The sequence below is a fragment of the Ruegeria sp. BC3 genome, assembly GCF_056539265.1.
Map to the genome: position 1 here is coordinate 183242 of NZ_JBQFUP010000004.1, position 11781 is coordinate 195022.

The following is an 11781-nucleotide window of genomic DNA, read 5'->3' on the forward strand; positions in this document are numbered from 1 at the left end:
GATCAGAACCGTTCCAGCAGTCGTTTGAGGTATTCCAGTTCGATCTGGGGGCGGTCCGTTTCGCCTGTACGACGGCGAATCTCATCCAACAGTTCGCGCGCACGGCGATAGACATCTTCGCCTTGCAAGAGGTTCTCGTCGGTCGAGATTGTGCCGTTCGCCCCCGGGCTGCGACCCAGCGGATCCCTGTTGTTGGCCTGCATATCGCCGTCTTGCGCCCCCTGCCCCGGCTGGTTCTGCTGGTTTTGCGCCAGTGCCTCGCCGAGTGACCGCATGCCTTCGCGCAGGGCTTCCATCGCTTCGGATTGACGATCAATGGCTTCGGCCAGATCATCGCTGCGCAGCGCCTCTTCGGCACCCTCCATCGCGCGCCCGGCCCGGTCCAGAGCATCACGCGCAGCATCACCTTCGGGCGTACCGGCCCCCGGCAACCCCTGTTGCTGGCGGTTCAACTCATCGCGCAGAGCCTGCTGGCGATCCGCCAGTGATCCCTGACCCTGCTGCCCGGCACCGTCTTCGGCACCTTGTTGCCCCTGCCCGCCTTGACCTTCATGGCTCTGACCACGGCCCTGCCCGCCTGAACGGCCTTCATTGCCCTGGTTTTCTCCGGCCTGCGCGCCGGGATTGAACTGTTCCTGTAGGTCGCGGAAGGCTTGATCACTCAGGCCCTGCTGCTCGCGCAGCGTTTCCGCCAGACCTTCCATCGCCTGCTGGCCTTCGGATTGCTGGCCTTGTCCCTGGCCCTGGGTCACGCGCATGTTTTCCATCATACGCTGGAATTCTTCCAACGCCTGCTGCGCCTCGGCCATGCGGCCCTGTTCCATCAGTTCCTGAATGCGGTCCATCATGCGCTGCAGGTCATCCTGCGTCATCTGCATGGTCTCGCCATTCTGGCCTTGCTGGTTCTGGTCAAACTCGCCGTTTTCCTGCGCCAGACGCTGCAACTGGCGCATGTAGTCCTCGGTCGCCTCGCGCAGTTCCTGCATGAGTTCTGCGATCTCTTCATCGCTCGCGCCGTTCTGCATGGCTTCGGTCAGCCGCTCCTGCGCGCGGCGCATGCGTTCCAGCGCATCGGCAAGGGTTCCGTCTTCGATCAGAAGCCCAAGTTCCCAAAGGGCTTCAGCGATCTCGGCCTGCTGTTCCGGTTTCAGACCATATTCGTTGAACGTCTCCAACCGGCGCAGAATGACGCGCAGGCGCAGATACGCGGTATCCGACCGGAACAGGTCTTCGGGCAGGTGCGACACCGCCCGCAGCATCTGTGCCACGCGGGTCGCGTTGTCCCGCGTCCAAAGTAGATCGCGGCGCTGCTCGATTACGGCTGCGGCCAGCGGGTCAAAGAAGCGACGGGCGGGCAAGGCGGTTATAAACGGCTCGGACTGACCTTCCTGATCCGCTGCATCGCGAGCCATCAGCGTGATCTTGACCGGAAGATGCGCCCATGGGTGCTGCGAAAAATCTTCGATCAGGTCCTCGGTAAAATCTGCCCGGTCGCCGGTAATTGGCATGGGCAGCTCTACCTGAATGACCTCGCGCGGTTCGGGGGCGGCAGTCAGACCATACCGTCGATCGACCGAGGCCAGATCCAGTTCGATCACCGCCGAGCCAGAGACAACGCCATAGTCATCACTGGCCGCAAAGGGCAGCTTCATCTGCCCACCAGCCTCAGACTCGGCCGCGCCGTCAACAGCAACCTGAGGCGGCGTATCCGCCACGATGTTCAGTGCCCAAGCGCGACCTGATGGGCCATCGATGGTCAGCTCGCCGGACCGCTGTACGGTGAAATCCTGTTCAGGTTCAGTCGCAGCTTCTTTCCCCAAAGGTGTTGTCGTTTCCGTCAGACTGTGCGCGCCGACTTCGCCGTAAAACCTAAGCGTGATGCGGCTGCCTTGCGGCACTGTTAGCGTCGGGTCGGATTGATCCGCCAGATACAGCGTCGGAAGTCCGGTGTAACGCGGCGGCTCGACCCAGCCTTCCCAGCTGGGCCCTTGCCCCGCCGCGGCGGCGCCCGGTGTCATTTCGGCCACCGAGCCAATACGCCAGAACGAACCAAACATCGCGGCAATCACAAGTGCCAGCAATGCAGAATAGCGCAGAGCATAAGGATCGCGGTCGGCCAACCGCAGGTCGGGTTTAACAGGCTCGGCCTGCGCAACACGCTGCGCCATTCGGTTTTGGTGCGCATGCCACAACGCGACGGAATCAGAATCCGCAGCCCCAATGGCCTGATCGTCCATCAACGCCTGAATCGGGCGGCCCGGCAGGGCCTCATCCAGGCGCATCACCGCTTCTGCCCGGGTCGGGAGATGGAATCGCCTTAGCCCAAGGATCAGAGTCGCCAGCAGGCCCAACAACGCCACCGCGCCCACGGCCCAGACGATTTCAACGCGCACCTCATCCTGCAATCCCAGCATCAAAGCGGCCAGAATAGCCATCAAAACCGAGAAAAACGGCCAAAACGCGCGCATAACCCGTTCGGCCAGCATCCCTGCATGCGTCAGCCACAGGGACAGTCTTGGGATCGGCAGGGTCTGTCTTGCGGTCAAGGCGGGCCTCCTGATCGGGCCCGCGCGCCTATCGCGTCAAAGCCACGTAGGTATGGTATCGCGGTTTATGATTTCGTCAAAGCTTGGCCGTTCACGAATAACTGCAAATTGATCCCCATGTACCAGAACCTCGGGGATCAGAGGGCGGGTATTGTATTCACTGGACATCACCGCGCCATAAGCCCCGGCACTTCGGAACGCGACCAGATCCCCCGATTCAAGCGGCGGCATGTTGCGTTCCTTCGCAAACGTATCGCCGCTTTCACAGACCGGACCGACAATGTCATAGGGTTGCTGTTCGACACCCGGAACCGGTTCCTTCACCGCAACGATATCGTGATGCGCCTCATACATCGCAGGGCGGATCAGGTCGTTCATCGCCCCGTCGAGGATCAGGAAATCGCGGCCTTCACCTGATTTCACATAGATCACCTTGCTGACCATCAGTCCGGCGTTTCCGGCAATCAGCCGGCCGGGTTCGATCTCGATCTCACAGCCCAGATGGCCCAACGTTTTCTTGATCAGGGCACCATATTCCACCGGCAAAGGCGGAGCCTCATTTGCGCGGGTGTATGGAATTCCCAAGCCCCCGCCCAAATCCAGTCGGCGTATATTGTGCCCTTCGGCCCGCAGCTGCTCGGTCAGCTCGGCGACCTTTGTGTAGGCCATCTCGAACGGCTCCAACTCGGTCAGTTGCGAGCCGATATGGACGTCGATCCCGATCACATCCAGACCCGGCAGGCTGGCCGCGTGGGCATAGACCTCGGACGCGCGCGCAATCGGAATGCCGAACTTGTTTTCGGACTTTCCGGTGGCAATCTTTGCGTGGGTCTTGGCGTCCACATCCGGGTTCACCCGAACGGTGATTGGTGCGACCATACCCAGTTCCAGCGCGATGGCGTTGATCACTTCCATCTCGGGTTCGGATTCCACGTTGAACTGGCGGATGCCTTCGGTCAATGCGGTCCGAATCTCATCCGCCGTTTTTCCGACGCCAGAAAACACGATCTTTTCGCCCGGAACACCTGCAGCCTTGGCCCGCAGGTATTCCCCGCCCGACACAACGTCCATTCCAGCGCCTGCTTGCGCGAGCGTTTTAAGGATCGCCTGATTGCTGGCAGCTTTCATTGCATAGCAGACAAGATGATCGGTGCCGGAAAGCGCGTCATCAAACAGCTGGAAATGCCGCAATAGAGTCGCGGTCGAATAGACATAGAATGGGGTCCCGACCGCGGCTGCGATTTCGGAGATCGGGACATCCTCGGCGTAAAGCGCGCCGTCGCGGTAGAGAAAGTGATCCATAACAGCGCGCTTAGACCAAAAGCCACCTGCGGATCAATGGATTCCGCGCCGTCTGCGGCATTGCGCTAGTTGGATGTTGAAACACCAACCCGGCCATAGCCCGAAATCTTGATGCCAGACCCGCTTGAGGTATCCGCCGGTTCGGGGCGCGGTTTATACGTCGGGTCGCAGGCCGCCAGAACGGCAAGAGACAGGATCAGGCCGAAAATTCTCATGTCTTTGTCTTCTTTTTGGGTTTGGCGCGAGGCCGTTGTTGCCATGCAGATGGGCATGGTTGCGCGAAATTGCAATCGGCTTGCTTACAGCCCCAGGAACACCCCTAGTCCACCGCGTTGCAGGCCCACACCAACACCGCCATAGGTGCCGCTGCTGCCAACGCCGATATTGGCGCTCATCGACGGTTGGATGGGTTCACCATCTGCGCCGCATCCGGCCAGGAAAATCCCGGCCGAGATCACAACAACTGCACGTACTATCCGCATCACACCAGCGCCTTCCACCGCTTGACCTGGGCACGCACCTGATCCGGGGCTGTGCCGCCATAGGACTGACGCGAGTTTACCGAATTTTGCACGGTAAGGACAGAATAGACATCATCGGTGATGTCGGAGTGCACCGATTGCATGTCCTCCAGAGACAGATCCGGCAGGTCACAACCCTTGTTTTCGGCCATCGCGACCAAGGACCCGGTCACGTGGTGCGCATCACGGAAAGGCAATCCCAGCACGCGCACCAGCCAGTCGGCCAGATCGGTCGCCGTCGAAAATCCTGATCCCGCAGCAGCGGCCAGGCTTTCGCGGTTGGCGGTCATATCCTTGACCATCCCTTCCATAGCGGCCAGTGCCAGCATCCAGTTGTCGGCGGCGTCAAAGACCTGCTCTTTGTCTTCCTGCATGTCCTTGGAATAGGCCAGCGGCAGACCCTTCATGACCATCATCAGCGCCGTGTTTGCTCCAAAAATACGACCCACCTTGGCGCGGATCAGCTCGGCTGCGTCGGGGTTCTTCTTCTGCGGCATGATGGATGAGCCGGTCGAGAAGCGATCGGACAGGGTGACAAACCGGAACTGGGCCGACGACCAGATCACCAGTTCCTCGGCAAAGCGCGACAGGTGGACGGCGCAGATCGAGGCGGTCGACAGGAACTCCAGTGCAAAATCGCGGTCACTGACAGCGTCCAGCGAGTTTGCGGCGGGGCGGTCAAAGCCCAGCGCTTCGGCTGTCATCTGGCGATCGATTGGGAAAGAGGTCCCAGCCAGCGCGGCTGCCCCCAATGGGGATTCGTTCATCCGGGCACGGGCATCACGAACACGGCTCAGGTCGCGGCCAAACATTTCGACATAGGCCATCATGTGGTGACCCCATGTCACCGGCTGCGCCGTTTGCAGGTGTGTAAAGCCCGGCATGACCCAATCGGCACCGGCTTCGGCCTGTGCCAAAAGCGCGCGGATCAGGGCCAGAAGACCAGTTTCCGCCGCATCCAGTTGATCGCGAACCCAGAGTTTGAAATCGGTCGCAACCTGATCGTTTCGCGACCGGCCCGTGTGCAAACGACCCGCAGGCTCTCCGATCACCTCTTTCAGCCGCGCCTCCACATTCATGTGGATGTCTTCCAGCGCGGTCGAGAACTGAAACTCTCCGTTCTGGATTTCTGACAAAACGGTGAGCAGGCCTTCCCGAATAGCTTCAGCGTCACTATCACTTATGACGCCTGTGGCAGCCAACATGGCGGCATGGGCGCGTGAGCCTGCAATGTCCTGGGCTGCCATCCGCTGATCGAACCCGATCGAGGCATTGATTGCCTCCATGATCGCGTCTGGACCGGCGGCAAAGCGGCCGCCCCACATCTGGTTCGAAGATTGATCGGTCATGTAAGAAAACCCGGAGTTGATATGCGCCTATTTCGTCTGATCCCCCTTTATATGGCCCTTGCGCTGGGTGCAAACGCGGCTTTTGCAACGGATGCGGAAACTCTGGGTCCGCTACGCGATGGCACACTGAAGCGGCTGATCCTGCACAAAGAGCCCAAGCCAGTCGCGCCGGTAGAGTTTCAGCTTGAAGACGACGGCGGCACCGGTTCGCTTGAGGACTACAAGGGCAAATATGTTCTGCTGAACTTCTGGGCCACCTGGTGCGCACCCTGCCGCAAGGAAATGCCCCAGATCGCAGAGCTGCAGGAAGAATTCGGGGGTGACAAGTTTGAGGTTCTGACTTTGGCGACGGGTCGCAACTCGCCCGCGGGGATCAAGAAGTTCTTTGAAGAAAACGGCATCGTAAACCTGCCCCGCCATCAGGATCCCAAATCGGCTGTTGCCCGCGAGATGGGCGTGATCGCTCTGCCCATCACCGTCATTTTGGACCCGGATGGGAACGAGATCGCCCGTTTGATCGGGGATGCCGAATGGAATTCGGACAGCGCCAAAGCGATAGTGTCGACTTTGGTCGGCGCAGAAAGCTGAAGCGGCAGACCTTCCCGACCAATTTGTGCTAGACTGAAACCGGCCCCAACGGGCCGGTTTTCTTTGCGACTGTAGAAAGGGAGGGGCGATGAAACCGGTAGTACTGTTGATAGGGAAATTGCCCAATGTGATCGGAGACGTCGCGCGACAGCTGGACCACTTACCGATCCAGTGGTTGGGCGCGCATGATCAGGAAGAAGTCAAACGCCAGCTGGACGAGGAGCCACGTATCTCCTGCGCGATCATGGGTGCCGGTCTCGATGACAGGATTCGAGGCGAAATGGTCGGCATCATAGCGGCACGCAGACCCGACATTTGCATCCACCTCAAGGACCGCAGCTCGGGACCAGACGGACTGGTTCCCTTTGTTCAGCGCGTCGTGCAGTCTGAAATTCTGGACAATCTGGAACATAGCTGACGCGACGCCACCTTTGACAGCCAGCCTGCTGCTTTGCACTCTGCCGGGCGGGAGGACGGAATGCCGCTTGAAATTCTACTGGTTCTGGTGGTCGGAGGGATCGCTGGGATTACGCTGTTGTTACACCTGACTGGCAAGTCCCGCTTGCGCGTACTGACGCCGGATGTCGCGCGGTCAGAGTGGCTGCGGCATGCGCCTGATGACACGATCATCGATGTCACCGTCGCCCGTGATGCGCATACAGCGCTGATCCGCACTGATAACGGGTCCGGATTACTGTGGTCTTTTGGCGCTGACACAGTCGCCCGCCCGCTGCAGGACTTTGATCTTCTGGAACACCCGCAAGGGCTCGAGGTTCAATTCCACGACTTTGGCACACCCAAAGCCATCATCCACCTTGATGACCTTGAACGCCGCCACTGGCAGCACCTGATGGAGCCCGCATGACCGACCAACTGACTTTCCCGGACGCCGTGCAATGGGCCGTCCCATTCTTCATCGCAGCCATTCTGGCCGAGTTCCTGTGGATCGCCGTCAAAGGCAAAGGTGGCCGGTATGAGACCCGCGATGCCGTGACCTCTCTGATCATGGGGGCAGGCAATATTGCCTCGGGGTTCCTGCTGGGTTTCATCGCCTATGCGTTCTTTATGTGGTTGTGGCAAATCACGCCTCTGAACCTTGGCACCTCGATCCCGGTCATCATCCTTTGCTTTGTGCTGGATGACTTCCGCTATTATTGGGTGCATCGGTTCGGTCACCGTATCCGCTGGGTCTGGGCTAGCCACGTGAACCACCACAGCTCACAACACTACAACCTGACAACCGCGCTGAGGCAGACATGGACCTACACGTTCACCTTCATGATGGTCGTGCGCGCGCCGCTGATCCTTTTGGGGTTCCACCCTGCAATGGTGCTGTTTGTTGGCGGTCTGAACCTGATTTACCAGTTCTGGATTCATACCGAAGCCATCGGCAAGATGCCCCGCTGGTTCGAGGCTGTGATGAACACGCCCAGCCACCACCGAGCGCACCATGGGCGCAATGCACGCTATCTGGATTGCAACTATGCAGGCGTCTTCATCATCTGGGACAAACTATTCGGGACGTTCGTACCCGAACAGGAAGATGACCGGGTCGACTATGGGCTTGTGCACAATATCGGCACGTTCAACCCGCTGCGCGTGGCCTTCCATGAATGGGTCGGCATTTGGCGGGACGCCACGCAACCCGGTCTGACCCTGCGCCAGCGGCTGGCTTATTGCTTTGCGCCACCGGGCTACAGCCATGATGGCAGCCGGGACAATTCGGAACAGATCAAAGCCAAGCATCTGGCGCGCCACCCGGAAGATCACGGAACGCCCGGATTTGAACACTTTGAGGCTAAACAGCCCAATCCGCAGGCAAAACAGGCCTGATCCCGCCGACCCGACTGGGCCGATTCTTGAACTTCGACCTTTGCGCCCCATATGCAAGCGATGTGCAGCGTATGAGTAGCCGGAGGCCGACATGACCAGATTGACAACCCTTTCCACCATTACGGGTCTGGTCGGTGTCATGTTGGCGATGCTGACGGCACTGGCTGGCGGTGCGTCGGCAATGGTGGCACTAGGATTTGCCATGATGATGCTGGGCTTTCTGGGTGCAGTTGTCGGTGGCTTTGCCGCCCTTGGCCGTATCTGGGAAACATCGCGCTGATTCCACCTGATCGCATCCAACTGCGATGTCCTTAACCGCAGATTCATGAGTTTGCCCTGAAATCCCTCCCTGACCGGTACGGCGAAGGGATACGGCGGCACATGCGGAAAAATGAACTGGCAGATTTGCCCGAAGGCGGCGACAGCCCCCTAAACGCGGCAGTCAAATCCCGAGATGCGTCGACGATCCACATGGCGACCGAAGCGGTAAAGCACAAACAGTGCAAGCTTGCTTTCCAGCCGGTCATGCAAGCCAAAGCTCCAAGTGAAGTGGCCTTCTATGAGGGGTTCATCCGGGTGCTGGACGAAACCGGGCGCGTCATCCCCGCCCGTGAATTTATGCCACAACTGGAGAACACCGCCATCGGGCGTGAGTTGGATTGCATTGCGCTGGAAATGGGGCTGCGCACGCTGAGCAGAAATCCGGGCATTCGCCTGTCCATCAATATGTCGGCCCGTTCGATCGGTTACGCCCGCTGGTCGCGCGTATTGGAGCGATTTCTGAAGAAGGACAACAGCATTGGCGAACGCCTGATCTTGGAGATCTCGGAAAGTTCCGCCATGACGGTGCCAGAGTTGGTGATCGACTTTATGGACCGCCTGCAACCGCAGGGCATCGCGTTTGCGCTGGACGACTTTGGTGCCAGCAACTTCAGCTTTCGTCATTTTCGCGAGTTTTTCTTCGACGCCGCCAAGATTGACGGGCAGTTCATCCACGGCGTCAGCGACAATCCTGATAACCAGGCCTTGGTGCGGGCCTTGATCGCCGTCGCGCGGGAATTTGAGATTCTGGTCACCGCCGAATCAGTCGAGAATGAAAAGGACGCCGAATTTCTTATCGCTAACGGTGTCGACTGCTTGCAGGGGTTTCTGTTCGGTGCACCGACTGTATCCGCCCCTTGGAAGGCGAAAAATCACGAACGTACAGCCAGTTAGAGCAAACATCCCGGTCCACAAGCCGCCTGAGACAAGCTGACCGTTGCTGCAACTGCAGCGTTGCGCTATGCCATGAGGAGTTGGAGCGGGGAACATGAGGCGCTCTTGCTATCACAGGGCTGTCTCTGTGCAATCTGCGCCGTCGAATATCCCGCAGGACCTTGACGGTAAAGGATTGTCTAAATGACCAACGTAGTAATCGCATCCGCCGCGCGTACCGGTGTCGGCAGCTTTGGCGGCTCGTTTGCAAACACACCCGCGCATGATCTGGGCGCCGCCGTGCTGGAGGCCGTGGTCGAACGCGCAGGCGTGGACAAGGGCGAAGTCAGCGAAACCATTATGGGTCAGGTGCTGACGGCTGCTCAGGGTCAGAACCCCGCCCGTCAGGCGCATATCAACGCTGGTCTGCCGCAGGAAAGCGCGGCCTGGGGTATCAATCAGGTCTGTGGTTCCGGCCTGCGCGCCGTCGCTCTGGGCGCACAGCATATCCAACTTGGTGACGCAGAGATCGTTGCCGCCGGTGGTCAGGAAAACATGACCCTCTCGCCCCACGCCGCTGCGCTGCGCGCCGGTCACAAGATGGGCGACATGAAATACATCGACACGATGATCCGCGACGGTCTGTGGGACGCCTTCAACGGCTATCACATGGGGCAAACCGCTGAGAACGTTGCCGAAAAGTGGCAGATCAGCCGCGACATGCAGGACGAATTCGCTGTTGCATCGCAGAACAAAGCCGAAGCTGCACAAAAGGCTGGCAAGTTTGCAGACGAGATCGTGCCGTTCACCATCAAGACCCGCAAGGGCGACATCGTGATGGACGCCGACGAATACATTCGTCACGGCGCGACCATCGAAGCCATGGGCAAACTGCGCCCGGCCTTCACCAAGGACGGTTCGGTCACAGCGGCCAACGCGTCCGGCCTGAACGACGGCGCTGCGGCAACTTTGCTGATGTCGGCCGAAAACGCCGAAAAGCGCGGCATTGAGCCTCTGGCCCGCATCGCATCTTACGCCACCGCCGGTCTCGACCCGTCGATCATGGGCGTTGGCCCGATCTACGCGTCGCGCAAAGCGCTGGAAAAAGCAGGTTGGTCGGTTGACGATCTGGACCTCGTTGAAGCGAACGAAGCCTTCGCCGCGCAAGCCTGCGCCGTGAACAAGGACATGGGCTGGGACCCGTCGATCGTGAACGTGAACGGCGGCGCAATTGCCATCGGCCACCCGATCGGCGCTTCTGGCTGCCGTGTTCTGAACACGCTTCTGTTCGAAATGAAGCGCCGTGATGCGAAAAAGGGTCTGGCGACCCTGTGCATCGGCGGCGGCATGGGCGTTGCCCTGTGCGTGGAGCGCGACTAAGTGCTTTGACAACCAGATAGAAAGGGGCGTCCGTTGGGCGCCTTTTTTGTTACATTGGGCTTTTGACCCAAAGATGCGACGATATTGCCATGGGAAAATATGAAATTCATGACGAAACAATATTGCGCACGATCACCTCTCAAAGTAACAGCATTACCAAGACGACTAAAATTGGAGGATTCCTAAATGGCACGTACAGCACTCGTTACCGGCGGCTCCCGGGGCATCGGCGCAGCAATTTCCAAGGCGCTCAAGGCCGAAGGGTACAATGTTGCGGCCACCTATGCTGGGAACGACGAAGCCGCAGCGAAGTTCACCGAAGAGACCGGCATCGCCACCTACAAGTGGAACGTGGCCGACTATGACGAATCCAAAGCGGGCATCGAAAAGGTTGAGGCCGAGGTTGGCCCAATCGACATTGTTGTCGCCAATGCGGGCATCACCCGCGACGCGCCGTTCCACAAAATGACCCCGGAACAGTGGCACCAGGTGATCGACACCAACCTGACTGGCGTGTTCAACACAGTACACCCAGTTTGGAACGGTATGCGCGAGCGTAAATTTGGCCGCGTTATCGTCATCAGCTCGATCAACGGTCAGAAAGGTCAGTTCGCGCAGGTGAACTATGCCGCGACCAAAGCGGGCGATCTGGGCATCGTCAAATCGCTAGCGCAAGAAGGCGCACGCGCGGGCATCACTGCAAACGCCATCTGCCCCGGCTACATCGCGACCGAGATGGTTATGGCGGTTCCGGAAAAAGTACGCGAATCCATCATTGGCCAGATCCCGGCAGGCCGTTTGGGTGAGCCCGAGGAAATCGCACGCTGCGTGGCATTCCTGGCCTCGGACGATTCTCAGTTCATCAACGGCTCGACCATCTCGGCCAACGGTGCGCAATTCTTCGTCTGATCGCAGTCACAGAACGAAAACGGGCCGGTCCATTGCGGACCGGCCCTTTTTTATCCCGTAAGAACGTGCGCGCTGCGTTCAGCGGGAACCGAATAGCCAGCTAAAAGCCCGTGCAATCGCTTTGCTGCGCTCGGCATGCGCCCGCTGAAAGGCGCGGGC

Annotated in this window: 13 protein-coding genes; 8 read left to right on the forward strand and 5 right to left on the reverse strand. The window is 59.4% G+C overall.

All coding sequences use genetic code 11. The features are described from left to right. Positions 1-2: 2 nt before the first annotated feature. The 5 genes from ACR0MV_RS12820 to argH form a co-directional block, all read right to left on the reverse strand. Positions 3-2546, reverse strand: coding sequence for a TIGR02302 family protein (locus tag ACR0MV_RS12820; protein ID WP_480702365.1), 2544 nt, complete (start codon positions 2544-2546; stop codon positions 3-5). A gap of 36 nt (positions 2547-2582) precedes the next feature. Next, complete coding sequence (gene lysA / locus ACR0MV_RS12825) at positions 2583-3848, reverse strand: diaminopimelate decarboxylase (protein WP_480702366.1); 1266 nt, start codon at positions 3846-3848, stop codon at positions 2583-2585. A 65-nt stretch (positions 3849-3913) separates the two neighbouring features. Continuing rightward, the gene (locus ACR0MV_RS12830; protein WP_170427004.1) at positions 3914-4063 is read right to left on the reverse strand and encodes a hypothetical protein; all 150 of its coding nucleotides are present in this window, start codon (positions 4061-4063) and stop codon (positions 3914-3916) included. Between the two features lie 84 nt (positions 4064-4147). After that, positions 4148-4330: an argininosuccinate lyase gene (locus tag ACR0MV_RS12835; RefSeq protein WP_480702367.1), complete on the reverse strand. Its 183-nt coding sequence runs from the start codon at positions 4328-4330 to the stop codon at positions 4148-4150. Beyond that, the gene (argH, locus tag ACR0MV_RS12840; protein ID WP_170467153.1) at positions 4330-5718 is read right to left on the reverse strand and encodes an argininosuccinate lyase; all 1389 of its coding nucleotides are present in this window, start codon (positions 5716-5718) and stop codon (positions 4330-4332) included. The genes ACR0MV_RS12835 and argH overlap by 1 nt, the downstream gene beginning before the upstream one ends. A 21-nt stretch (positions 5719-5739) precedes the next feature. Here argH and ACR0MV_RS12845 point away from each other — a divergent pair, with 21 nt between their 5' ends. The 8 genes from ACR0MV_RS12845 to phbB all read left to right on the forward strand — a co-directional run bounded on the left by ACR0MV_RS12845 (position 5740) and on the right by phbB (position 11622). Then, positions 5740-6306 (forward strand): TlpA disulfide reductase family protein, encoded by a 567-nt coding sequence (locus tag ACR0MV_RS12845; protein ID WP_480702368.1) that lies wholly within the window; start codon positions 5740-5742, stop codon positions 6304-6306. 88 nt (positions 6307-6394) lie between these two features. Further along, a complete protein-coding gene (locus tag ACR0MV_RS12850; RefSeq protein ID WP_480702369.1) occupies positions 6395-6724 on the forward strand; it encodes a hypothetical protein in 330 nt (109 codons plus the stop codon). A 60-nt stretch (positions 6725-6784) separates the two neighbouring features. Beyond that, complete coding sequence (locus ACR0MV_RS12855; protein ID WP_480702370.1) at positions 6785-7171, forward strand: hypothetical protein; 387 nt, start codon at positions 6785-6787, stop codon at positions 7169-7171. After that, positions 7168-8139 (forward strand): sterol desaturase family protein, encoded by a 972-nt coding sequence (locus ACR0MV_RS12860; protein ID WP_480702371.1) that lies wholly within the window; start codon positions 7168-7170, stop codon positions 8137-8139. Before ACR0MV_RS12855 ends, ACR0MV_RS12860 begins: the two co-directional genes overlap by 4 nt. A 91-nt stretch (positions 8140-8230) precedes the next feature. Beyond that, positions 8231-8419, forward strand: a complete 189-nt coding sequence (locus ACR0MV_RS12865; protein WP_170426997.1) for a hypothetical protein — start codon at positions 8231-8233, stop codon at positions 8417-8419. Between the two features lie 101 nt (positions 8420-8520). After that, complete coding sequence (locus ACR0MV_RS12870) at positions 8521-9354, forward strand: EAL domain-containing protein (protein WP_480702372.1); 834 nt, start codon at positions 8521-8523, stop codon at positions 9352-9354. Positions 9355-9537: 183 nt separating this feature from the next. Then, entirely contained in the window at positions 9538-10713 is a 1176-nt protein-coding gene (locus ACR0MV_RS12875) for an acetyl-CoA C-acetyltransferase (protein WP_170426995.1), read from the forward strand. Between the two features lie 186 nt (positions 10714-10899). Then, positions 10900-11622: an acetoacetyl-CoA reductase gene (phbB, locus tag ACR0MV_RS12880; protein ID WP_155149791.1), complete on the forward strand. Its 723-nt coding sequence runs from the start codon at positions 10900-10902 to the stop codon at positions 11620-11622. Positions 11623-11781: the final 159 nt, after the last annotated feature.